Genomic DNA, 23,872 nt, shown 5'->3' on the forward strand with positions numbered 1-23,872 from the left:
CAGGATTACAGATATGAATATATTGTTTTGTGGAGATAAGAATATACAGAATGGGCTTCTTATAGCGGTTATATCATTATTGGAACACACCAAAGAAGACCTTGATGTATATGTATTAACGCTTAATATGTCTGTTAATGATAAGCATTATGAGCCGATAGATGGCAGACTTTCTGACTATTGTAATACAGAATTATCGAAGAAATATGATAACAGGCTTCGTATTAAATTTATTGATACGTCCGGTTTATTCAATAAAGAAGTGCCTCTTGCCAATATGTCGACAAGATTTACGCCATGCTGTATGTTAAGATTATTTGCAGATGAGATAGCAGAGCTTCCAGACAGGCTGTTGTATCTTGATACTGATATAATATGCAGAAAAGATTTTACAGAATTTTATTATCAGAATATGGAAAATGTAGAGATAGCTGGAGTTCTTGATTATTACGGAAGCTGGTTTTTTAGAAAGAACATTTTTAAAAGAGATTATCTTAACTCGGGAGTGCTTCTTATGAATATGGTACAGTTAAAGAAGACAGGACTTTTAAAGAAATGCCGTGAAATGTGTACTTCAAAGCAGATGTTTATGCCAGACCAGTCGGCACTTAACAAGCTATCGGTTAACAAGAAAATATGTGAAAGAAAATATAACGACCAGAGAAGACTTCACAGTGATACAGTATTCCAGCATTTTACAACACATTTTAAGTTCTTTCCTTATGTCAGGACAGAAACAGTGAAGCCGTGGCAGACAGAAGAAGTATTTGGGGTGCTGAAAATCCCAAGAGAAGAATACGAGGTATTGTTTAATAAATACAAAAATGCTTTGGCAGAGCTTGGCAGCTATGAAATATAATTATTATTTATGAGTATTTGTACAGATTAATGAAATTAAAATATGTAAATAAAAATATTAAAATAATTAAAATAATAAAGATAATTGGAATGGAGAATTAATATGATTAACAAGAATGAGATAATACCAATATTTTTTACAATTGATAATGCATATGCACCATATCTGCATGTTGCATTAATATCACTTATTGAAAATGCTTCAAAGGACAGAAACTACAAGATAATAGTAGTTTACCAGGAGCTTAATGAGGAGAATAGAAATAATCTTGCTGAACTGGTTAAGGATCATCCTAATTTTGAGATGGAATTTAAGTATATGAAGCAGAGCCTTGATATGATAACAGACAGAATTGAGAACAGACTTCGTTCAGATTATTTCACAATGACAATATATTTCAGAATATTTATTCCAGATATGTATCCGGAATATGATAAGGCTATATATATAGACAGTGATATAGTTGTTCCTGGCGATATATCAGAGCTTTATGATACAGATATGCACGGCAATCTTATAGGAGTGTGCAAAGATAGTTCGGTTAATGATGCTCCTGAACTGCAAAGATATATGACAGAATCTCTTGGTTTAAAGCTTGGTGATTACTTTAATTCAGGTATGCTTCTTATGAATATGAAGGCTTTAAGAGAGGCTAAGCTTGCAGAGCATTTCTTATATCTTCTTAATAAGTATCATTTTGACTGTATTGCACCAGATCAGGATTATCTTAATTCTATGTGCTATGGTAAGATAGAATATCTTGAATCTTGCTGGGATGCAATGCCTAACAGAAACAAGCCTGAGAATCCATCACCTAAGATAATTCATTATAATTTATTTGATAAGCCTTGGTGTTATGACGGAATTCAGTACGAGAATTATTTCTGGGATTATGCTAAACGTTCTGTTTATTTTGAAGACATTGTTAAGAGCAAAGAGAATTATTCAGATGAACAGAAGGCAGAAGATAAAGAGCATATGGCTGATCTTTTCAGAAGAGCAGGAGCTAATGCAGATACAGAAGTAACATTTAGAAAAGTGCTTGAAAGTGGAGAAAAGATAAGATTATGATAATAGGTGGAAGCAAGAAGGAAGTTGTTGCTAATATTAAAAATGCGGCAGATAACGGAAGGTTTAATGACAAAGTAGAAATCGGCGATCCGGAACTTGACAGTACAAGAAGAAAAAAGCTTCTTGGCAAATATGTAAAACAGCGTAATGAAATTCCATATCATTACAGGAACTGGCTTGCAAGAAGAATTGTTGATTTTATAACTTTTGGCGTTAATGCTAATACAAAGGTTGTAGGTGCAGAGAAGATTAAACATATTAAATCAGGAGCTATTATAACAAGTAATCATTTTAATCCTGTTGATACAACGATTATAAGATATGGAATTAAGAAGGCAAGAAGATACAGAATGTTTATCGTAAGTCAGGATACTAACTTTGCAATGAAAGGTTTTCTTGGTTTTCTTATGAGATATGCAGATGAAATTCCAGTCAGCAAAGATAAGGATTATATGGAAAGACATTTTTATAGAACACTTAATAACCTTCTTGTTAATAAGAAAGAGTATATTCTTATATATCCAGAGCAGGAAATGTGGTTTAATTACAGAAAGCCTCGTCCACCAAAGAGGGGGGCATACTTTTATGCAGCCAAGTTTAATGTTCCGATTATATCGTGCTTTGTTGAGATGAAAGATATGGATAAGGATGATACAGAGGAATTTAAAAGAGTTAAGTATGTTCTTCACATATTAGACCCTATATATCCAGACCCGGAAAAGAATGAGCGTGATAACAGCTTTGATATGATGAAAAAAGATTATGAGCAGAAGAAAGCAGCTTATGAGCAAATATATAAAAGGCCTCTTGATTATGCTTTTAGTGACAGTGATATCGCGGGCTGGAAAGGGACAACAGAATAGCAGAGGCAATTTTGTACTGTGACTTTAATAGTCCTTGTACAGGAAAATAACAGAAAAAAGAATATTAAAAGTAAAGTGTGTATCTTACAGGCAGCTATAATTGGGTAGTTATCTGACGGATACACATTTTTTGTGTAATAGTGAATTCTGATAGAATTCATTTTAAAATTAAAATGCCTTAAATGAGAAAAATTATCCTTGCAAAATACCCACAGGGGGTATATATTATAGATGATGATATTAACACAGTAATATAGCAGGCGAAAGGAGTGGTTGAATGGCAGAAGATAAACAATGCTGTTGTGGCAGCAAGATGAAAGAAAGAAGTGATTCAGAGAAGAAGCTTCTTCTTAACAGATTAAAAAGGATAGAAGGCCAGATAAGAGGAATATACGGTATGGTTGAGAATGATGCCTACTGTATAGATATTCTTAATCAGGCACTTGCCGCTAACGCGGCGCTTACTGCATTTGATAAAGCATTACTTTCTAATCATATTAAGACCTGCGTAGTTGATGACATAAAGAATGGTGATGATGAGGTAGTTGATGAACTTATTATGACAATGCAGAAGTTTATGAAGTAAGAAAAGAGGTATATATGGGAACAGCGATAATAATTGTAGTATTAGTTATTATAGTAATATTTGCAGTAAAAAGCGGCATAAAGCACGGCAAAGGAGAAGGCGGCTGCTGTGGCAGCGGTGGAACAATGAAAGAGGACAAGAAAGTGCTTGCAGGTGACATAATTGCAACTAAGCTTGTAACAATTGAGGGTATGCACTGCGATAACTGCAAGAACAGCATAGAACATCAGATTAACAGAATAGATGGAGCGGCCTGTGAAGTTAATTTAAAGAAAAAGACAGCTGCAATACAGCTTGATAAGCCTGTTGATGATGATTTAATAAGAAGAACTATAGAAAGATTAGATTTTAAGGTAGTAGATATTAAGACAATATAATTAATGTGCTTAACAGATTAAGGGAGGAGATGATACATTTTGAAACAATACAATGTTACAGGGATGACCTGTGCCGCGTGTCAGGCAAGAGTTGAGAAAGCTGTATCCAAGGTTCCTGGTGTAACTAGCTGTTCAGTCAGTCTGCTCACTAATTCAATGGGCGTTGAGGGTGCAGCCGCAGACGAGCAGATAATAAAGGCAGTAACCGATGCAGGATATGGTGCAAGCATAAGAGGTTCAGAAAGTTCAGGTAGTAAAAGTGAAGGCAATCAAACAATAGCAGGACTTGAGGAATCGCTTAAAGATACAACAACACCTAAGCTTGCCAAAAGACTTGTGGCATCGCTTGTATTTCTGCTTATACTTATGTATTTCAGTATGGGACATATGATGTGGGGCTGGCCGCTTCCAGGTGTACTTGAGAATAACCATATAGCTATGGGACTTATACAGATGCTTCTTACAATAATAATTATGGTTATTAACCAGAGATTTTTTATAAGTGGTTTTAAAAGTATGCTTCACGGCTCACCTAATATGGATACGCTTGTAGCACTTGGCTCTGGTGCAGCATTTGTATACAGCACATATGCCTTATTTGCGATGACTGATGCACAGGTGCGTATGGATATGGATGGTGTAATGCATTATATGCACGAATTCTATTTTGAGTCAGCGGCAATGATTCTTACACTTATAACAATAGGTAAAATGCTTGAGGCCCATTCAAAAGGAAAGACAACAGATGCACTTAAAAGCCTTATGAAGCTTGCGGCGACAACAGCGACAGTAGTTATTGATGGTAATGAACAGGTTGTTCCGGTAGAACAGGTTCACAAAGGGGATACATTTGTTGTAAAACCAGGAGAGAATATTCCTGTTGATGGTGAGATTATAGAGGGTATGAGTGCGGTTAATGAGTCAGCCCTCACAGGAGAGAGTATCCCGGTCGATAAAAATGTCGGTGACAGTGTATCAGCGGCAACTCTTAACACATCAGGTTATATAAAATGTGTTGCAACAAGAGTAGGTGAGGATACAACTTTATCAAAAATTATACAGATGGTAAGTGATGCGGCGGCAACTAAAGCACCTATTGCAAAGATAGCAGATAAGGTATCAGGAGTATTTGTGCCTGTAGTAATAGGAATCGCAGCAGTTACTATTATAGTGTGGCTGTTAGCCGGACAGAGTGCTGGATTTGCACTTGCAAGAGGAATATCGGTGCTTGTTATAAGCTGTCCTTGTGCACTTGGACTAGCAACGCCAGTTGCTATTATGGTTGGTAATGGTGTTGGTGCTAAGAATGGTATAATGTTTAAGACAGCCATTTCACTTGAACAGACTGGTAAAATGCAGATTGCTGCCCTTGATAAGACAGGTACAATAACAGCTGGTGAACCGGTAGTTACTGATGTTGTAAGTGCAGATGGAATTACTGACGACAAGCTTATATCAATAGCGAAGCTGTTAGAGGCAAGAAGTGAGCATCCACTTGCTAAAGCTGTTGTGAATTACGATTATACAGCAAAGCAGAATGATTATTCAGATATTATATCAATAGATGTATCAAATGCAGTTGCAGGAAATGGGCTTGAAGCCAGTGCACAGTATATTAAAGCATTTGAGGCGGACAGTGCAGATATTTCTGATAAAATCAGCTTATACGGCGGTAATGCAGATTATATAAGCAAAAAGGCAACAATACCACAAGAATATATAAAAAAATCCTACGAGCTTTCAGGCGATGGAAAGACACCTATGTTCTTTGCAACAGATAAAGAATTCTTAGGAATTATCGCTGTTGCCGATACAATAAAAGAGGACAGTCCTAAAGCCATAAAGGAATTAAAGGATATGGGTCTTTATGTTGTAATGATAACAGGTGATAATGAAAGAAGTGCCAATGCGATAGGAAAGATAGCAGGTGTTAATGAGGTTATTGCAGGAGTTCTTCCGGACGGTAAGGAAAAGGAAATACAGCGTCTTAAGAAGTATGGCAAAGTAATAATGGTTGGTGATGGAATTAATGATGCACCAGCATTGACATCAGCAGATATAGGTATTGCGATTGGTGCAGGAACAGACGTGGCGATTGATGCAGCAGATGTTGTTATTATGAAGAACTGCTTAAGTGATGTTGCGGCGGCTATCAGGCTCAGCCACAGGACGATAAGAAATATCCACGAGAACCTGTTCTGGGCATTCATATACAATATAATAGGAATTCCACTTGCAGCAGGTGTGTGGATACATCTGACTGGCTGGGAGATGAATCCTATGTTTGGTGCGGCGGCGATGAGCCTTTCAAGCTTCTGTGTTGTGACTAATGCTTTAAGGCTTAATCTTGTAAAGATATATGACACAGCAAGAGATGAGGTATACAAAAAGAAAGCTGCCAGAAAGGGTCTTATTGTTAAGACAACAGACAATACTGATAATAGCCCTGTGAATAATATTACATCACAGGATATTAATAATAAAAGAAAAGAGGATAATAAAATGACAAAGACAATGAATATTGAAGGTATGATGTGTGGACACTGTGAGGCAAGAGTAAAGAAGGCATTAGAGTCAGTTGACGGTGTAAGCGGGGCAGTTGTAAGCCACGAGAAGAATGAGGCTGTCGTGACACTTGCAAAGGAAGTTGATGATGAGGTACTTAAGAAGGCTGTGGAGGAGCAGGATTATAAGGTGATAGCGATAAATTAATTGAGGTTGTGAGGATTAAGAACGGGAGGTTGTGAGTGAGGATTGGGGAAGCTTATAGTTACAACGAAGACACGTTTGCACTGAGTGTCGCTCGCAGCGGTACTAAGTCGCCAGCCAGGGCTGCCGACTAAGGACCGGCGGCTCCCCATCGTCTTCTTATGCAACTATAAGCTTCCCCAATCTGATTTACGTTCTTGAAGTGATTTGCTTAGGAATTAATTTATTGATGAGGGACACTAACAGGGGGAGAAGAGGGTATCAGGGATTTTGGTAGATATTGACTTTTCTGTTTTTGATTGGTTTCTTGAAGATTTTGGATAATAACTGACGCTCGCCCAGACTTATGTCTGGGCATTGCTGGTTGTTGGGGGAGTATATGTTGATTGGTGGGGTGTGATGATTTTTTGGCTGGTATGTTGTTGACTGGGGTTTTGAAGATTTTGGATAGTAGTGACGCTCGCCCAGACTTATGTCTGGGCATTGCTGGTTGCTGGGGGAGTTTATACTGGTTGTTGAGAGGGGTGTGTTGTTTGGTTGTGAGGGAATGTTTTTGCTGGAGTTGGGGGATTAGATGGGAAAGTTTAAAAAAGGGTTAGGAAACATATATTAAGTGTGCTATACTGTATCTACTTAGTAAATATATTTGATTACAGGAGGACAAAAGATATGCTTTCTAATGATGCTAATATACTGAAAATTAAACATGAAATATTATATCAGGTTGCAAAGCTTGCTTATGCTGGACAGCTTGAAGAGAAGAAGGAGGAGCTTCCATATGAGCTGCTTCCGGGACCTCAGGCGAAGTACAGATGTTGCGTATACAAAGAGCGTGAAGTTGTAAGACAACGTATAAGACTTGCAGAAGGAAAGTGTCCATCAGAAACACCTAAGACAGGTAAGGATAATGTGGTTCAGGTTATAGAAGCGGCATGTGCTGACTGTCCACTTTCACATTATATAGTTACAGATAATTGTAGAAAATGTATGGCTAAAGCCTGTCAGCAGGCGTGTAAGTTTGGGGCTGTATCTATGGGGCGCGACAGAGCTTATATTGACCCTGACAAATGTAAAGAATGTGGTCAGTGTGCTAAAGCCTGTCCATATAATGCTATTGCAGATTTGATTAGACCTTGTAAGAAAATCTGTCCGGTAGGTGCAATTACTATGGACGAAAATGGTATATGTGAGATAGATGACAGTAAATGTATTAAATGTGGACATTGCATACACGCCTGTCCATTCGGTGCTATTGGTTCTAAGACAGATATAGTTGATGTTATTAAGGCAATTACATCAGGTAAAAAGGTTGTCGCTATGGTAGCACCGGCAATTGAAGGTTCATTTGGTGCAGATATTACAATGGACAGTATAAGAACAGCCTGCAAGAAAGTTGGATTTTCTGATATGGTAGAGGTTGCCCTTGGTGGTGATATGACAGCCGGTGCAGAAGCAAAGGAATGGCTTGAAGCTAATAAAGAGGGCAAAAAGATGACAACATCGTGCTGTCCTGCATTTGTTAATATGATAAAGAAACACTATCCTGAATTAACAGACAATATATCGACAACTGTATCACCTATGTGTGCGGTTTCAAGAATGTTAAAGTCTAAGGATAAGGACACAGTAACGGTATTTATCGGACCTTGTATTGCAAAGAAAGATGAAAGACGTAACAAGGACTTAGAAGGAAATGCTGATTATGTTCTTACAGTAGGTGAGTACAGAGCAATGCTTAGAGCTAAGGACGTTAAGATTGAGGCTGAAGCTAACAGCAGCCAGCAGGCAAGTGTATATGGCAAGAGATTTGGTAATGGTGGTGGAGTTGCTGCCGCTGTAGTAGAATGTATGAAGGAGTTAGGTGAAGACCCATCTAAGTTCACTATAGAAAAATGTTCAGGTGGAGCAGAATGTAAGAAAGCACTTACGCTATTAAAAATGGACAGACTTCAAGCTGACTTTGTTGAAGGAATGGCGTGCGAAGGAGGCTGTGTAGGCGGACCTAGCCATCATCGTTCAAGCAAGAATGAAATGCTTGTAGCCAAAGACAGGGATAAGCTCTTATCAGAAGCCGATGACAGAAAGATATATGATAACCTTAAGAGCTACGATATGGAAGCATTTTCTATGCATGCAGAATAAGAAGTGAGGAATAAAATGAGATTTGAAGGTATCAAGAAGGTTTTAGACGGACATTTTATTAACAGATATGATATTACATATACAACAGAGGATAACAGAACCAAGGTATATGAAATAATAAGCCGTAATGATAATGTGAGTTCATTGGCTGACCTTCATAATGACAGACCTGACGGGGTTGTTATAGTTGCGACAGATATTGATGGCGGGAAAATACTTATCAATAAGGAATACAGAATGTCCGTAGGAGATTATGTATACAATTTCCCGGCGGGACTTATTGATGAGGGCGAAACGGCGGAGGTTGCGGCTAAGAGAGAGCTGAAGGAAGAAACAGGACTTAATCTTATAAGGATTGATGATAAGCTTTATGACAGCTACAGTGCAATAGGTTTTTCAAATGAAACTAATCAGGTAGTCATTGGAAAGGCAGAAGGAACATTTTCTAAAAGTACATCAACTATGGAAGAAATAACAGCTTCGTGGTACACTAAAGAAGAAGTGAAAGAACTTCTTAAGAATTGCAGATTTGCGGCAAGAACACAGGCATTCTGCTATATGTGGGCTAAGGGAGGCTGTTAATGAAGATACATAAGAAAATGTTGGTGGCAGGCTTGATACTTATTATGTTATTAGCAATATCAGGCTGTGGTAGAAAGAATATTAAAATTGCTCTTTACCAGTATACAGAGAATGAAGACGGAACGCTTACAATTACTGCTCTTACAGATAAGGGCAGGTCGGAAGATGAACTTGTTGTTCCAGCAGTTCTTGACGGTAAAAGTGTATCCACAATAGGCGATGGTGCATTCAGGGACGATACGATGATTAAAAAAGTAACTATAGAGCAGGGTATAACCTACATATCTTCAAATGCTTTTTTATCTTGTTATAACCTTGAAGAAATAGTCATACCAGAGTCAGTTGAAGATATAGGCACACACGCATTTACTGAAACCAGATGGAGGGCAGAAAAATTAAAAGATTCTAATGATATAATTGTTAATAATATTCTTTATGAAGCTGACCAGAATAAAGAGAATTACTCTATTAAAGATGGAGTTGTAACAATTGCCTCAGGTGTATTTTATAACAATACCAATCTTAAGAGTGTGACAATACCATCATCAGTTAAGAACATTGGTACATATGCTTTTTCAGGCTGTACTAATCTTACAGAGGTGATACTTCCAGATGGTTTGGAAAATATAGGCTATGCGGCATTTATGTCAAGTGGAATTAAAGAGATAACAGTGCCAAAGAGCGTAAAGAATATCGGACAGGATGCATTTCTTAATATAACGGTTAATAGGTAATTGTCTGTTACAGATATCAGTGGTGGTAGGCAGTTTAATTGATACTAAGAATATTGTTAAATTATTGCGATAATATTTTAAGAACATAAAAACTGCGGGATATATTATATAGATGATATTTGAGTATCATTTATGTATGTCCCGCAGTTTTTATTTAATTATATGGTATATTACATAAAAGACACTATGTGCCGATTATGCGCACCCGCACGAAAAGGGTCTAAAATCCAATACATTAATTGTAATGCGGTTAAGCAAGAAAATCTTTTCGCATAGGATTGAACACATCGACAAGTATGCCGTCTTCAAGTGCAGTAACGCCGTGCTCAACATTAGATGGCATATACACACTGTCGCCTTGATTTACAATCTTGGTTTCGCCACCAATTGTAAATTCAAAGCTTCCCTTGGCAATATAAGTAATCTGTAAATGTTCGTGCTTATGAAAGTTCCCCTTAGAGCCTTTCTTAAAAGTAATCTCGCACATCATAAGGTCATCAGAATAACAGAGAATTTTGCGTGTGACTCCTGGTTCACAATCAGTAGGTATAACATCTTTATTATATTTAAACATAAAAACTCCTTTTCCGCCTGACAAGCCCTAAAAAATTATATTATATAGAGGAAATCAGACATATTAATTGTATTAATTAAAGTGTATAAATCTTTAAAACCAGTGTCAATACAATTAATTATCAAAAAATAGACAAAAAGACAAAATATCTGTATGATTATAACTAATAAATTAATCAGGTATAGCTAATAAGAAATTATTGTGTTTTGACAAAGCAATTTTTATCTTATTTAATTATACCCCGATAGTAAATAGCGAGCAGGCTTTAGAAATCAAAGATTTCTAAAACCTGCAAAGCGGCCCTCCGGATTATTTCCATTAAATACAGCCGCTATCCAGTTATGTAACTTTACTATATTGCAAGCTGGGTGCTTTTGCAGCCGTCGGCACTTAGCGGCTGTCCTTTAGCCGCTTAGTGTCCGCTACGGCTACAAGCAGCGAAAGCGTGCCCAGCGGTAATATAGTAAAGTTACCTAACGTCCGTCCGCCACCAAACATTAAATTAAGAAACAATCCACCAAACAGTAAAGGAGCACTAAGTGAAACCACATATGAGATATATATGCTTAATTTTATCCATAATATGCCTTGCCTACTATATACTATGTGTATCATATGCAGGTCGTAAATCTTCATTTATATGGATATGGCTTTTAGGTACAATTTTCTTTGCAGGCTTATACATAGCAGGAACACTAGATGCCAAAGGAATTATAGATATCCCACAGCTTGTCAAGAATATTGTAAGAGTTGTCATAATAACAGGATTTGTTATATTTGCAATACTTGAGAGCCTTATAGTTATAAGTATGAAGCAAAAGCCAGATTATAATTGTGAATATGTAATAGTGCTTGGCTGTCAGATAAGAGGCGACCGAATAACACGTTCACTTAAAAGAAGACTTGACTCTGCCTATGATTACGCATGTATTAATACAGAATGTAAGATAATAGTATCGGGTGGACAAGGACGTGGCGAGAATAAGACAGAAGCACTTGCAATGTATGAATATCTATGCGAAAGAGGTATAGATAGTGATAGAATAATTATGGAAGATAAGTCAACAGATACTAATGAGAATATGAAATATTCCGTACAATACATTTCAGATTTCAGCTCTCCGGTAGGCATTGCAACGAATAATTTCCATATATTCAGGTCTAAGCTTTTAGCTAAGGGACAAGGCTTGACACATGTAAGTGGAATAGCAAGCGGGAGCGATGATGTGTTGTTTGTTAATTATATGGTCAGGGAAGCGATAGGAATAGTGAAAGACTTTGTATGCGGGAATTATTAAGATGTTAATGTATGCACTCCATTTTCTGAAGAATAAACAGAGTGTATACATTAATAATAAGCGGATTATGTGGAATTATTTAATTCCATAAAATTATTTAATTTCATAGAATTCTTTGATGGTATCCAGCAGTTCATAGCACTGGTTGTAGCCGTCATTGTACATAGAAAGGATTTTGTTCTTATCCTTTTCAAGACGTGAAAAGCCCTTGCTTGTTGTAGGTTGTATAGTTATGATACGTCCCTCTTTAACATATTGGTCAAGACCTTTTAGGCTTTCATTGTAGCGGCTGGCTCTTGTAAGCATAGTTTCTGTAAGCTTAGGGTACTGGTTTCTATAAGAATATGCAATAGCCTTAGTAGAGCGTGAAGTTGTCTTAGTGTAGCCTGACTGTCTTGTAAGAACGACAATTATTCTGTCACAACCATCCTCAATGGCTTTAAGATAAGGTATTGAGTCTGATAAGCCGCCGTCCATATAAGGAACATCGTTAATAATAATTGGCGGAAACAGCATAGGCAGTGCACAGGTAGCTTTAAGCACGGTGTTAGTCCTGTCATCACCGGTGTATTTCATATATTCAGGCTGACCGGTAAGAAGATTAGTAACTACACAGTAGAAATCACCCTTATACTGCTTAAAAGCATCATAATCAAACAGATTAAGTTCATTAGGGATTGTTTCATAGGAGAATTCCAATCCATAGATAGACTTGTTATCTTTATCAATCATATTACTAAGACCGAGATATCTTTTGTCATTGCGGTATTTCATAAGTACATCAAGATTACGGCGGGGCTGTTTTGAAGCCATTGATACGCCGTATGCCGCACCGGCAGATACACCAATCATATAATCTGGCATAATATCATTTTCAACAAGAGCGTCCATAACACCACAAGAAAATATGGTTCTGAATGCGCCGCCCTCAAATACAATTCCTGTTTTCACTTTAGTTACCATCCTTTATAGCATATATTTTCCAATTATCATTTTTATACTAAAATTATGGATTGTCAATAAAATATATGTTAAGATTAATATTAAGATTATAAAAATAAGCATATATGTCTATGATTTTATATGGATTGGTTAAATGCTTTGCAGTTTAATACAATTTTAACATAGCATATTGAATTAAGAGGAAAGGTAAGAGTATATGAAGAAAGTCAGTAATGGATTGAAGCTTATTATGGCGTTTGTTGTTATTGTTGTTGCAGCAGTGTATTACTATATCAAGCTACCGGCAATTAATATACATTCACAGGGATTTTGGGGATTTATTATATTTGTTATGATAATAATTACAATTGCCCAGTGGATAATGAATCATAAGGAGGGAAGCACCAGATATAAAGACATTAATAATAATACAATAAAAGTCCCTCATTTTGAATTTAAGACTAAGGCAGGTAGTATTATATTTAAGGTGCTTCTTAATGTTACGATTGCATTTGTTGTTGTATATGTAGTTGGCAATGTATTATCTTCGCCAATAATTAATGCGGCAAAGTACCGGAATCTCTTAACAGTGGAGAACAGAAGCTTTACAGATGATATCAGGGAAGTTTCGTATGACCAGATTCCACTGCTTGATAAGGAGTCAGCTTCAATAATAGGAACAAGAGTAATGGGAACTATGGTTGATATGGTTTCCCAGTATGAAGTTGCGGATATGTATTCCCAGATTAATTATAAAGAAAAGCCAGTCAGGGTTACACCACTTGAATATGGTAATCTTATTAAATGGTTTGCTAACTATAAGAAGGGTATTCCAGCATATATAAGAATTGATATGACAACACAGGAGGCTGAATGTGTAAGGCTTTCAGAGGGGATTAAGTATTCGGAGTCGGATCATTTTTCAAGATATATATACAGGCATTTAAGATTTGCATATCCAACATATATTTTTGATAGTATTAACTTCGAGATTGATGATGAGGGAACGCCTTACTGGGTATGCCCTGTTAAGAAGTTTAATATAGGACTGTTTGGCGGACAGACAGTAGGCAGGGTTGTGCTTTGTAATGCAGTTACAGGCGAAATGACAGATTATAAGGTGGAAGATGTTCCAACGTGGGTTGATAAAGTGTATTCAGCAGAGCTTCTTATTGATTTGTATGATTATAACGGAAGTCTTAAGCATGGATTTATTAACAGTATTTTAAGCCAGAGGGACTGCCTTAAGACAACGGATGGTTATAATTATATAGCACTTGAGGACGATGTGTGGGTATATACAGGAATCACATCAGTTGGACAGGATAATTCCAATGTAGGATTTGTGCTTATGAACCAGCGTACAATGGAGACACGTTATTATGAGGTTTCGGGAGCTGAGGAATATTCGGCTATGGATTCAGCCAAAGGACGGGTGCAGAATCTTGGATATAAAGCGACATTTCCACTTTTAATTAATGTAAGTGGACAGCCGACATATTTTATGGCATTAAAAGATGATGCAGGGCTTGTAAAATGTTATGCAATGCTTAACATAGAGAAGTACCAGAATGTGGCAATTGGTGATTCTGTTCTTCAATGTGAATCTAATTATATCCAGCTTCTTAAGGATAATGGAATTGTTGATAAATCTACGCAGGAGATTACTAACACAGAAAGTGTAACAGGTGTTATATCAAAGATTATGCCTGTTGTAGCTGATGGCAACACACATATGTATATTATGCTTGACGGACACAATGATATATATGATGTTAATGCTGCGGACAATATTGACATTATAAGATATGAGGCAGGAATGAATATTAAGCTTGAATATATCAAAGCTGGCAATGTCAATACAGTTACTTCAATTATCAGAAATACCGATGGTATGGGAGTATCATATAAAGCTGTTGTTCCTGATAATGCTGTTATCTGCTATTAATTCTTTAGAAAATATTAATCAGTTACCTTTTCTGACAGAATACGACAAGAGAGTTTAGGTATAATAAATCTATAAACAAATTGTATTTTATGACAAAAAATGTTGTAAAATTGGACGGAATTTGATACAATTATAACAAATTGAGAATGTTAAGGAGAAACGTGATGGATATTATTGTAAAGTATATTGATGAATTGCTCGAAAAGAGCACACCAGAAGCACCTATGTGGAATATTGAAAAGATAAGACAGGGTCTTAAGTCTAACTGGAATTATATTGATGGAGTTATGATTAAGGCTGTGCTTCAGATGTATGATGTGACTAAGGATGAGAAGTATCTTAAGTTCGCAGATAATTTTATCGATTACAGAGTTCACGAAGATGGAACAATAGATGGATACAACATTGGAGAGAAGAATATTGATAATGTCAATGCTGGTAAGACTTTATTTGAACTTTATGACCTTACAGGTAAAGAAAAGTATAGAAAGGCAATTGATTTAGTATATTCACAGATTGAGATTATGCCTAGATGTAACAATGAAGCAAGATCTTTCTGGCATAAGGATATATATCCTAATCAGGTATGGCTTGATGGTATGTATATGGGACAGCCATTTTACCTTGAATATGAGACTAAGTTTAATAATAGAAAGAATTATCCAGATATATTTGCACAGTTCAAGTATGTTATTGAGAATATGAAGAATCCTCTTAATGGATTATATTATCATGCTATTGATGTCAGCAGGGAAGCATTCTGGTGTGACAAGGTTACAGGACTTTCACAGCATTGCTGGCTGAGAGCAAGCGGATGGTATGCTATGGCATTACTTGACACTCTTGATAAGGTTGATAATTCAGACCACAAGTATGATGCAGAATGTAAGATGCTTGAGGACGCATTTGTTGAACTTATGGATTCAATGCTTAAGTATCAGGATGAAAGCGGAATGTGGTATCAGGTAGTTAATTATGGTGGTATGGAGAAGAACTATCTTGAGACAAGTGGAAGCTCGATTATGGCATATGCAATTCTTAAGGGTGTAAGATTAGGATATCTTCCAGAAAACTATAGAGAATATGCAGAAAAAGCTATTAATGGAATATGTGATAAATATCTTAACATTAAAGATGGTGAGATGTCACTTGGTGGCATCTGTCTTGTAGCAGGACTTGGTGGCAAGGGTAACAGACCAGGTACATATGATTATTATATGTCAGAGCCAATCGTTGAAGATGATGCTAAGGGTGTTGGACCATTTCTTCTTGCTTATACAGAGATGCTTGCATATAAGAACAGATAATAATTAATTATATAAAGTCAAGTGGGGTCGGTGTTCAGGCATTGACTCCATTTTGTTTAATAGGAGGATTAGATTATGAAGCCATATGTAACTATGGAAGAAGTTATCAGTACACAGGGAGCGGACAGCAGAACACACAGATTCCTTACAGCAGAGAATGGCTGTACTAATGGGTGTGCTTCAGGAACAACAATATATGCTTCTAATGAATTTTCAGATAAACCAGGCGTGCATAATGACCAGGAAGGCTTTTATGTGTTAGAAGGAGAGGGGTATGCCAAGCTTGATGATCTGGTATTTCCGATTAAGGCGGGTGATTCATTTGTTGCACTCGCAGGAGTGGCCCATACGATAAGAACCAAAGAGGGATGTCAGCCTGTTAAGGTGTTCTGGTTTCATAGTGCAAAGTAATTATTAGAGAGGGTTGTTTATGGATGAGAAAAAGTTTGAAACTCTTAGTGAACAACAACAGAAGAAATTTCTGTTCAAAGAGAATATAAGATTGAATGAATTAAGCCAGTCTCTTGAAGAGGACAGACAGCTTATTGATATACAGAAGGGTATGTTAAGAAGCCAGCAGAGAAAGAACCAGCTTATGAAGAAACAGCTTGAGAGCCAGCAGTCTTTATTTGATCAGAAGTGGACTATACTTGAAAAAGAGACAAGACAGCTTGCAATTGACAAGGAGAGGTTTAACAGAGAAAAGCTTATGTACAGGGATAAGGTGTATCGCGAAGCACGAAGAACTATGGCTGATGCAGAAAATGTCAAGATATTCTTTAAAGGTGTTAATGATACTGACTCTGTTAAGAAACGTTACAAAGATTTGTTGAAAATATATCATCCTGATAACACACACGGAGATAATAACATTGTGCTTGCAATTAATGAAGAATATGAAAGATTATTAAGATTTTATCTTGGGACATAGCGGTAAATGTATAGTAACGGTTATTATTATTAGGTTTATTATCCTTTATATTGTTGTTAGAATAATAGTAGTGTATAATACTTGCAAATGATTTATGTATAGGATAAGGAGAGAGAAGAATGTTTAAGATTAATGAGAATTATTTAAAGCTTCCAGGAAGTTATCTGTTTTCAACAATTGCCAAGAAGGTAAGTGCTTACAGTGCAGCTAACCCAGACAAGGAGATTATCCGCCTTGGTATCGGAGATGTTACACTTCCACTTGCACCAGTAGTTATTGATTCATTACATAATGCAGTTGATGAGATGGGTAAGGCAGAGACATTCCACGGATATGCCCCAGATCTTGGTTATGAGTTCTTAAGAAATGCTATTGTAGAGCACGACTATAAGAAGAGAGGTGCAGATATATCTGCTGATGAAATATTCGTAAGTGATGGAGCTAAGTCTGATTCAGGTAATATCGGAGACATCTTCTCGGTTGATAATAAGATTGCAGTATGTGACCCTGTATATCCGGTATATGTAGATACTAATGCTATGGCTGGCAGAACAGGTGATTATATTCCAGAACAGCAGAAGTGGAGCAATGTTATCTATATGCCTTGTACAGCAGAGACTAACTTTGCACCAGAACTTCCCAAGGAAACACCTGATATTATATATCTTTGTTTTCCTAATAACCCAACAGGTTCAACAATAACTAAAGATGAACTTCAAAGATGGGTTGACTATGCTAACAAGGTAGGTGCAGTTATTATATATGATGCAGCTTACGAAGCATATATTTCAGAAGAAAATGTACCACATACAATATATGAATGTGAAGGAGCAAGAACTTGTGCCATAGAACTTCGTTCATTCTCTAAGAATGCAGGATTTACAGGTACAAGACTTGGTTTCACAGTTATTCCTAAGGATTTAAAGAGTGGAGATGTTATGCTTCACAGCCTCTGGGCAAGAAGACATGGCACTAAGTTTAACGGTGCTCCATACATTATCCAGAGAGCAGGAGAGGCTGTATATACAGAAGAAGGACAGAAGCAGACAGGAGAACAGATTGCATATTATATGAATAATGCAAAGACTATTCTTGAAGGCTTAAAGTCAGCGGGTTATACAGTATCAGGTGGTGTTAATGCACCATATATCTGGTTAAAGACTCCGGATAAGATGACATCTTGGGAATTCTTTGATTATCTTTTAGAGAAAGCTAATGTAGTAGGTACACCAGGTTCAGGATTTGGACCAAGCGGTGAAGGATACTTCAGACTTACAGCATTTGGATCTTATGAGAATACTGTTAAGGCACTTGAGAGAATTAAGGCGTTATAATTTTTGTGAAGCTTATACAACTGTGGTGGTATAGGTTTGGGTTATATTTTATTACGGACGGCAGGGGAGCGGGCTTGCTGATGGCGGGGTGCGGTGCTGTGTAATAAGACAATTGGATATTCTTAAGCTATTCTTAATGCAGGTGGTGAGGACGGACGCATACGCTCCTATTCGCCATCGTGGCTCAGTAGTCGCTTGGCAGGACATCGTGTCCTGCCATTGCTGTTTATTGTAAGAATAGCTTGGAATATTCGCCAATTGTCTTATAAAACACAGCACCACACCCCGCTATCAGCAAGCCCCTCCCATGCCTGTATTGCGATAAAATGCAACAGCTGTACAGCCGTAGTTGTATAGAGCTTCATAATTTAGAGGAAAGCCAGAACTATATGTAAGAGTTATGCTGTTCCGATGATAAGTCAGCGTACATAATGATACAACCAGCAAAATGGTGAGCGAATACGCAATGCGATGAGCGAGGCGGGCGGGTGACACAGCTAAAGAGGATGATTTATAAAGACAACTGAGATATTCTTAGCCTTTCTTCCCCATAAACCAGCAATGGCAGGACACGGTGTCCTGCCAAGCGACTACTGAGCCACGATGGCGAATAGGAGCGTATGCGTCCGTCCTCACCACCTAAATAAGAAAGGCTTAGAATATCCAATTGTCTTCATACAATACCGTAGCTGTGTCACCCGTTCGTCCGCTCATCACAGCGTGTATTCACCCACCATTTTACGTCCGTCCGCCACCCAATAAAGGTAGAAATCAATCATCAAATGACACATTATTTATATTTGAAGCCCTCCTAATTAAGCCTCAAATCTATCAAACTTAGGCATAAGTGCAACCCCAAGTGCAGTAGGACCTGTATGGCACGAAGTAACAACACCGATACGTGTCTTGAATTCAACTCCTGACTCTAGAAGCTTAGTGCTTATAGCTTCCTCAACTTCTTTTCTGTATTCACTTGCTTCTTCAGGGTTAGTACAATATCCAACTGTTATATCATAATCATTGATATTAAGTCCTGACTCCTGAAAATGCTTGCATAATAATTCGATAACCTTTGCTTTAGCTTTCTTTCTTGTTCTAAAGAAACCGCCAACGCCTATTTCCCCACCCTTCATAATAATAATAGGGCGAAGATTTAACTTGCTTGTAATCATAGTAGCTGTCTTTACAAGACGTCCACCTTTAGTTAAGTAATCAAGAGATTCTGTTGTGAATATAATTCTTCCAAAAGGACGCATAGCTTCAAGCTTCTTAACTGTATCTTCATAAGAATATCCAGCATCTCTCATACACATAGCTTCATATACGAATAAAGACATAGAAGCTGAATTCTGTAAGGAATTGATAACGGTAATCTTAGCATCCGGATAATCTTCAATAATCATATCCCTTGCAGTGCAGGCTGAGTTGTATGAACCAGAGAAATATGTTGTTATACAACAGCATATAATAGGTACACCAGCCTCAACTGATGGCATAAATGCATCAACATAATCTTGAATAGAAGGAAGAGAAGATTTAGGAAATGCGTTCTCATCTGTCATTTTTCTATAGAATTCATCATAGCTGATTTCAAATTGCTCTTTATAATAAGTCTGTCCGTCAAATGTAGTATATAACGGAACTAATGTAACATTATGTTCTTCTGCGTACTCCTTAATCCAGTCACATGAAGTATCACTTATAAGTTTAAACATATGTGCCTCCAACATTCAAATATTTATTTATATATGATAACACATAGTATTCAAAACCACAAGACATAATGATAAAAATGTTTTCAGCTTGACTAAAAAATAATCAGTTATAATTGAATTAAAGTTGTAATTAAAGTGTTATAAAGTATGGTATGAAATAACAAAAAGTGATATACTATAAAATAAATTGATTTAATTAAAATTTTATAAAAACAATACGCTAATAAATAACATTTTATAAAATATCGGTAGATTAAGACATTTAGTAGAAATGGAGATTAATAAATGAAAGTTTTAGCTTTTTTAACAGATGGATTTGAAACTGTAGAAGCACTTGCAGTTATAGATATATTAAGAAGAGCGAATATAGGTGTTGACACTGTATCAATTACTGGTAATAAATCAGTAAAAAGTGCACAGAATATTATAGTTGAAGCTGATAAGCTTATTGAAGATATTAACTGTAACGATGAAGATGTATGCTTCCTCCCAGGAGGACCGGGACACAAGACATATTATGATTGTGACAAGCTTATTGATATGCTTAAGGTGCATAATGAAGCTGGTGGCAGAATTGCCGCAATATGTGCCGCACCAAGCGTACTTGGAAAGTTAGGCTTCCTTAAAGGAAAGAGAGCAACAGCTTTCCCGGGCTTTGAAGATATGTTAGAAGGGGCTGAGGTTGCACCTAAGACAGAGAGAGTTGTTACAGATGGTAATATAACAACTTCAAGAGGAATGGGAACTTCTGTTGATTTAGGACTTGAACTTGTTACTCTTATTAGGGGTAAAGAATTAGCCGATGAACTTGCTGTCAGTACACAGTATATTAATGATTAATTGTATCTGGGGGCAGTATGAGTGAGTATTTAGATTATGATGAAGCTGTCAGAGCCAATAGAGCAAGAAAGAAGAAGGCTATGGCAATGAAGAGAAAAAGACAGGCACAGATAAGACTTATCAAGAGAAATTTATTTGCAGCTATATTACTGTTAGTAATATCGGTTGTCGTCACCAAGTCAGTTAAAGCAATAAGTTCGCACGCAGATGATGGTAATGCACAACAGCAGGCAGTGCTTACAGATAATGTTATAGAAGATAATAATATAACAGTTATACAGCAGGAACCGGTATTTAAGTATGCTGCAAAGTCACCAGACTATAAGGAAATGCTTGATGGTGATATACAGTCACCTTATGTGGCACTTCTTGATGTTACCAATAACCAGCTTATTGCAGGCAAACAGGCAGATACAAGAATATATCCAGCCTCTATGACAAAGGTAATGTCACTTATAATAGCAGTTGAGAATATACAGGATTTGAATAAAACGTACCGTTTTGGTTTTGAAGAGCTTAATAATCTGTATATACAGCAGGCATCAGTTGCAGGTTTTAGTGTTGATGAAGAAGTGACAGCCAATGATTTATTATATGGACTTGCACTTCCCTCAGGAGCAGATGCGGCATACGGAATAGCACAGATAACTGCTGGTTCAGAAGAAGAATTCGTTAAGCTTATGAATGAGAAATGCGAAGAAATGGGATTGAAGAATACACATTTCTGCAATCCGTCAGGACTTCACGATGTTAATCAGTATACAACGCCGGCAGAGATGGCAATGATTATGGAATATGCTATGAGTAATGAGGTGTGTGCAAAGGTTCTTGGAACATACCAGTATACAACTGCGTCTACACCACAGCACCCTGAGGGAATACATCTTACAAGCACAATGTTCTCAAGAATGGTCGGTAATGAAGTGCCGGGAGTAACCATTAAGGCAGGAAAGACGGGCTATACAGATGAAGCCCATAACTGTCTTGTTAATTTTGCAGAAAAAGATGGAAAAGAATATGTAACAGTTATGGCTGCGGCAGGCAACCGCTGGTATGTAATATTTGACGGTTTTAAGATATATGAAAGATATCTTCCATAAATTGGTATAATAAACAGACGGTATAAGCACATAATAATACCAAGATAAGCAATGAAGCTTATCTAATAAAGAATATGTCTAAGGACATAAGGACGGAGGTTTATTATGGCTAGTTCAAATTCAAGTTCAACTTCATCAAAGACTAAGAAGAATGCACAGGATGCACTCGACAGATTTAAGATGGAAGTAGCATCAGAAATCGGTGTCAACTTAAAGGAAGGCTACAATGGTGACCTTACTTCCGCTGAGGCTGGTTCTGTAGGTGGTAATATGGTTAAGAAAATGATCAGAAAGCAGGAAGAACAGATGTCACAGGGTGGCAACTAGGTAAAAGCCATATATTAGATAAATCTAATAATGACATTTTTAAACTGCTGATACGCTTAACTAAACAGTATCAACCAATTTAATAATAAAAGCCGTCTTGCAGGCAGAAATTTGATAATACAGTAATTGTTATATGATAAATAACAATTGCTGGCTCAGTTAATCAATGAACTACTTGTAAGGCGGCTTTCTTAAATATATTAATATTAATCTAAAAATTTATCTACCCAGCATTTCCAGGAAAAATGCTTATGTGCGTAAGCTCTTGCATTATCAGACAATGAATTAATATTTTCCAGAACACAATCTTTATCGGATAATGAATTAATAATTTCAGGAACACAATTATCATCAGCTGTGTTATTTAGAATATCCATAATGATATCAGGCACAGCTTCGATATTTTCAAGAGAGTATGTGTATACACCTTCATTTTCACCAATATTCAGAATATCAGTTAAATAGGTGCTTGCGTCAGTCAATGAAAGACAGCCATTCATAAGTGCAAGTGGAATTCTGTCGTGCATACCGCCTTTAAACCAGGGCATCTGGTTTAAAGACAGACGTGCATTTGAATATATGGCTGGAAGCCTGTTATAAGTAACTTCCTTTCGTATATCAAGATACTTAGTGTACTCGGGAATTAAGATATCACATTTATCGGCAAAAGCATCCCAGCCGTGTCCGTATATAGTTATTGGAATTCTGTTTTTAATTATTGTGCTTATAATCTCCTCACGGATAATACATTGCAGATATACATCTATTAGGAAATTATTGTGAAGATATTGTATTGTTGAAGAAGAATTGTCTAATATATTAAGGCTTCTAAGATATTGGACGGCTTTCTCCTGCGTAAATGAAGGATTATTAAGAAGTGCATTAAGCAGATAATCGTTATCTATATCCTTAATTAGTGTATTTTTAGTGCTATTATCGTTGATATCTTTATCGTTAATATTATTATTTTGAATATTTAAGCCACTTTTGTTATATAAAAGTGCAACCTTTACAGGGTCAGTGTAAGTGCTTGTAAATAGCAGTTTTACCGCACGTTTACTACATTTATGGTATGATAAAGTGTTGTAGCTGCTGTCTGAATTAGTATCAGCCATATTGTCCTGACAGTATTTTTTAGAAATATTACTGATGGAATATTCATCAGCACTTAACGGAATAACCTTTACTTCCCTGATATGTGGGAAACTTTCCCTGATTAGTTTTGCGTGAAATGTATCAAGGCATATTACATTGTAATTGTTAAGCTGCACTTTAAGAGCCTTATAGTGGTAGAGTGGGTGGTCAAGAATGTAATGCCATACAGGAATATCAAAATTATTAAGAATGTATCCATTGTTATATTTAATACAGGGAATAGTCGTATTAATATCAATTATGGCATCTAAATCTGCGTTAAAATAAGGCTTAAGCAACATATATGCTGTATCAGCTAATGTGCCGCTTAAACCTTTGGCTGGCTTTGGAATATTAAGATGTGTAACTTTAATACCAGCATTGATGAGTTCTTCTGATATACGCTGTTCAAAATATGATGTTGAGTTGTAGCATATATCTTTATAACTTAAGAATAGAATATGTCTGTATTTGCAATTATCCATATTAATCCTCATTA

General features: G+C 36.7%; 22 protein-coding genes. 18 read left to right on the top strand and 4 right to left on the bottom strand.

What is annotated here, in order from left to right:
- Positions 1-13: 13 nt before the first annotated feature.
- The 9 genes from C7390_RS05270 to C7390_RS05310 all read left to right on the top strand — a co-directional run bounded on the left by C7390_RS05270 (position 14) and on the right by C7390_RS05310 (position 9,923).
- Positions 14-859 carry a glycosyltransferase gene (locus C7390_RS05270; RefSeq protein ID WP_022502573.1) on the top strand — a complete coding sequence of 282 codons (846 nt, stop codon included), beginning with the start codon at positions 14-16 and terminating at the stop codon, positions 857-859.
- A gap of 102 nt (positions 860-961) precedes the next feature.
- Complete coding sequence (locus C7390_RS05275) at positions 962-1,930, top strand: glycosyltransferase family 8 protein (protein ID WP_116443739.1); 969 nt, start codon at positions 962-964, stop codon at positions 1,928-1,930.
- Positions 1,927-2,793, top strand: a complete 867-nt coding sequence (locus tag C7390_RS05280) for a lysophospholipid acyltransferase family protein (protein ID WP_022502575.1) — start codon at positions 1,927-1,929, stop codon at positions 2,791-2,793. The genes C7390_RS05275 and C7390_RS05280 overlap by 4 nt, the downstream gene beginning before the upstream one ends.
- Before the next feature lie 277 nt (positions 2,794-3,070).
- Positions 3,071-3,379: a metal-sensing transcriptional repressor gene (locus C7390_RS05285; protein ID WP_022502576.1), complete on the top strand. Its 309-nt coding sequence runs from the start codon at positions 3,071-3,073 to the stop codon at positions 3,377-3,379.
- Positions 3,380-3,393: 14 nt separating this feature from the next.
- Positions 3,394-3,756: a heavy-metal-associated domain-containing protein gene (locus tag C7390_RS05290; RefSeq protein WP_022502577.1), complete on the top strand. Its 363-nt coding sequence runs from the start codon at positions 3,394-3,396 to the stop codon at positions 3,754-3,756.
- 39 nt (positions 3,757-3,795) lie between these two features.
- Positions 3,796-6,468 (top strand): heavy metal translocating P-type ATPase, encoded by a 2,673-nt coding sequence (locus tag C7390_RS05295; RefSeq protein ID WP_116443740.1) that lies wholly within the window; start codon positions 3,796-3,798, stop codon positions 6,466-6,468.
- A 666-nt stretch (positions 6,469-7,134) separates the two neighbouring features.
- Positions 7,135-8,607: a 4Fe-4S dicluster domain-containing protein gene (locus tag C7390_RS05300; RefSeq protein ID WP_055174073.1), complete on the top strand. Its 1,473-nt coding sequence runs from the start codon at positions 7,135-7,137 to the stop codon at positions 8,605-8,607.
- A 15-nt stretch (positions 8,608-8,622) separates the two neighbouring features.
- Positions 8,623-9,189 (top strand): NUDIX hydrolase, encoded by a 567-nt coding sequence (locus C7390_RS05305; protein WP_055174074.1) that lies wholly within the window; start codon positions 8,623-8,625, stop codon positions 9,187-9,189.
- Positions 9,189-9,923, top strand: a complete 735-nt coding sequence (locus tag C7390_RS05310) for a leucine-rich repeat domain-containing protein (RefSeq protein ID WP_055174075.1) — start codon at positions 9,189-9,191, stop codon at positions 9,921-9,923. Before C7390_RS05305 ends, C7390_RS05310 begins: the two co-directional genes overlap by 1 nt.
- A gap of 250 nt (positions 9,924-10,173) precedes the next feature.
- Here the strand turns inward: C7390_RS05310 and C7390_RS05315 are convergent, their stop codons facing one another.
- A complete protein-coding gene (locus tag C7390_RS05315; protein ID WP_022502582.1) occupies positions 10,174-10,497 on the bottom strand; it encodes a cupin domain-containing protein in 324 nt (107 codons plus the stop codon).
- Between the two features lie 539 nt (positions 10,498-11,036).
- Between C7390_RS05315 and C7390_RS05320 the strand changes: the two genes are divergently transcribed.
- Positions 11,037-11,795 carry a YdcF family protein gene (locus tag C7390_RS05320; RefSeq protein WP_116443741.1) on the top strand — a complete coding sequence of 253 codons (759 nt, stop codon included), beginning with the start codon at positions 11,037-11,039 and terminating at the stop codon, positions 11,793-11,795.
- Positions 11,796-11,888: 93 nt separating this feature from the next.
- Here C7390_RS05320 and C7390_RS05325 read toward each other — a convergent pair whose 3' ends face one another.
- Entirely contained in the window at positions 11,889-12,746 is an 858-nt protein-coding gene (locus C7390_RS05325; protein ID WP_116443841.1) for a patatin-like phospholipase family protein, read from the bottom strand.
- A gap of 208 nt (positions 12,747-12,954) precedes the next feature.
- On the opposite strand from C7390_RS05325, the gene C7390_RS05330 reads away from it, so the two are divergent.
- The 5 genes from C7390_RS05330 to C7390_RS05350 all read left to right on the top strand — a co-directional run bounded on the left by C7390_RS05330 (position 12,955) and on the right by C7390_RS05350 (position 18,257).
- Positions 12,955-14,685 (top strand): hypothetical protein, encoded by a 1,731-nt coding sequence (locus C7390_RS05330; RefSeq protein WP_055174078.1) that lies wholly within the window; start codon positions 12,955-12,957, stop codon positions 14,683-14,685.
- 164 nt (positions 14,686-14,849) lie between these two features.
- Complete coding sequence (locus tag C7390_RS05335) at positions 14,850-15,992, top strand: glycoside hydrolase family 88/105 protein (protein ID WP_055174079.1); 1,143 nt, start codon at positions 14,850-14,852, stop codon at positions 15,990-15,992.
- Between the two features lie 75 nt (positions 15,993-16,067).
- Positions 16,068-16,403, top strand: a complete 336-nt coding sequence (locus tag C7390_RS05340; RefSeq protein ID WP_055174080.1) for a cupin domain-containing protein — start codon at positions 16,068-16,070, stop codon at positions 16,401-16,403.
- Between the two features lie 19 nt (positions 16,404-16,422).
- Positions 16,423-16,923 (top strand): hypothetical protein, encoded by a 501-nt coding sequence (locus C7390_RS05345; protein ID WP_022502588.1) that lies wholly within the window; start codon positions 16,423-16,425, stop codon positions 16,921-16,923.
- A gap of 119 nt (positions 16,924-17,042) precedes the next feature.
- Positions 17,043-18,257, top strand: coding sequence for an LL-diaminopimelate aminotransferase (locus tag C7390_RS05350; protein WP_022502589.1), 1,215 nt, complete (start codon positions 17,043-17,045; stop codon positions 18,255-18,257).
- An 815-nt stretch (positions 18,258-19,072) separates the two neighbouring features.
- On the opposite strand, the gene C7390_RS05355 is transcribed toward C7390_RS05350, so the two are convergent.
- The gene (locus C7390_RS05355; protein ID WP_055306178.1) at positions 19,073-19,972 is read right to left on the bottom strand and encodes a DegV family protein; all 900 of its coding nucleotides are present in this window, start codon (positions 19,970-19,972) and stop codon (positions 19,073-19,075) included.
- 285 nt (positions 19,973-20,257) lie between these two features.
- Between C7390_RS05355 and C7390_RS05360 the strand changes: the two genes are divergently transcribed.
- The 3 genes from C7390_RS05360 to C7390_RS05370 all read left to right on the top strand — a co-directional run bounded on the left by C7390_RS05360 (position 20,258) and on the right by C7390_RS05370 (position 22,239).
- On the top strand, positions 20,258-20,812 hold the full coding sequence (locus tag C7390_RS05360) for a DJ-1 family glyoxalase III (RefSeq protein WP_116443742.1): 555 nt from the start codon (positions 20,258-20,260) through the stop codon (positions 20,810-20,812).
- A gap of 17 nt (positions 20,813-20,829) precedes the next feature.
- Positions 20,830-21,912, top strand: coding sequence for a D-alanyl-D-alanine carboxypeptidase family protein (locus tag C7390_RS05365; protein ID WP_116443743.1), 1,083 nt, complete (start codon positions 20,830-20,832; stop codon positions 21,910-21,912).
- A gap of 105 nt (positions 21,913-22,017) precedes the next feature.
- Complete coding sequence (locus C7390_RS05370) at positions 22,018-22,239, top strand: alpha/beta-type small acid-soluble spore protein (RefSeq protein WP_022502593.1); 222 nt, start codon at positions 22,018-22,020, stop codon at positions 22,237-22,239.
- A gap of 206 nt (positions 22,240-22,445) precedes the next feature.
- On the opposite strand, the gene C7390_RS05375 is transcribed toward C7390_RS05370, so the two are convergent.
- Entirely contained in the window at positions 22,446-23,858 is a 1,413-nt protein-coding gene (locus C7390_RS05375) for a CgeB family protein (RefSeq protein WP_022502594.1), read from the bottom strand.
- Between the last annotated feature and the right edge of the window lie 14 nt (positions 23,859-23,872).

The organism is Bacteroides galacturonicus, from assembly GCF_003096855.1.
In the GTDB taxonomy this organism is placed as follows: domain Bacteria; phylum Bacillota; class Clostridia; order Lachnospirales; family Lachnospiraceae; genus Lachnospira; species Lachnospira rogosae.

Excerpts from the sequence above, each read along its gene's own strand:
- C7390_RS05270 (WP_022502573.1), top strand. The coding sequence starts at position 14 with ATGAATATATTGTTTTGTGGAGATAAGAATATACAGAATGGGCTTCTT.
- C7390_RS05275 (WP_116443739.1), top strand. The coding sequence starts at position 962 with ATGATTAACAAGAATGAGATAATACCAATATTTTTTACAATTGATAAT.
- C7390_RS05280 (WP_022502575.1), top strand. The coding sequence starts at position 1,927 with ATGATAATAGGTGGAAGCAAGAAGGAAGTTGTTGCTAATATTAAAAAT.
- C7390_RS05285 (WP_022502576.1), top strand. The coding sequence starts at position 3,071 with ATGGCAGAAGATAAACAATGCTGTTGTGGCAGCAAGATGAAAGAAAGA.
- C7390_RS05290 (WP_022502577.1), top strand. The coding sequence starts at position 3,394 with ATGGGAACAGCGATAATAATTGTAGTATTAGTTATTATAGTAATATTT.
- C7390_RS05300 (WP_055174073.1), top strand. The coding sequence starts at position 7,135 with ATGCTTTCTAATGATGCTAATATACTGAAAATTAAACATGAAATATTA.
- C7390_RS05305 (WP_055174074.1), top strand. The coding sequence starts at position 8,623 with ATGAGATTTGAAGGTATCAAGAAGGTTTTAGACGGACATTTTATTAAC.
- C7390_RS05310 (WP_055174075.1), top strand. The coding sequence starts at position 9,189 with ATGAAGATACATAAGAAAATGTTGGTGGCAGGCTTGATACTTATTATG.
- C7390_RS05315 (WP_022502582.1), bottom strand. The coding sequence starts at position 10,497 with ATGTTTAAATATAATAAAGATGTTATACCTACTGATTGTGAACCAGGA.
- C7390_RS05330 (WP_055174078.1), top strand. The coding sequence starts at position 12,955 with ATGAAGAAAGTCAGTAATGGATTGAAGCTTATTATGGCGTTTGTTGTT.
- C7390_RS05335 (WP_055174079.1), top strand. The coding sequence starts at position 14,850 with ATGGATATTATTGTAAAGTATATTGATGAATTGCTCGAAAAGAGCACA.
- C7390_RS05340 (WP_055174080.1), top strand. The coding sequence starts at position 16,068 with ATGAAGCCATATGTAACTATGGAAGAAGTTATCAGTACACAGGGAGCG.
- C7390_RS05345 (WP_022502588.1), top strand. The coding sequence starts at position 16,423 with ATGGATGAGAAAAAGTTTGAAACTCTTAGTGAACAACAACAGAAGAAA.
- C7390_RS05350 (WP_022502589.1), top strand. The coding sequence starts at position 17,043 with ATGTTTAAGATTAATGAGAATTATTTAAAGCTTCCAGGAAGTTATCTG.
- C7390_RS05355 (WP_055306178.1), bottom strand. The coding sequence starts at position 19,972 with ATGTTTAAACTTATAAGTGATACTTCATGTGACTGGATTAAGGAGTAC.
- C7390_RS05360 (WP_116443742.1), top strand. The coding sequence starts at position 20,258 with ATGAAAGTTTTAGCTTTTTTAACAGATGGATTTGAAACTGTAGAAGCA.
- C7390_RS05365 (WP_116443743.1), top strand. The coding sequence starts at position 20,830 with ATGAGTGAGTATTTAGATTATGATGAAGCTGTCAGAGCCAATAGAGCA.
- C7390_RS05370 (WP_022502593.1), top strand. The coding sequence starts at position 22,018 with ATGGCTAGTTCAAATTCAAGTTCAACTTCATCAAAGACTAAGAAGAAT.
- C7390_RS05375 (WP_022502594.1), bottom strand. The coding sequence starts at position 23,858 with ATGGATAATTGCAAATACAGACATATTCTATTCTTAAGTTATAAAGAT.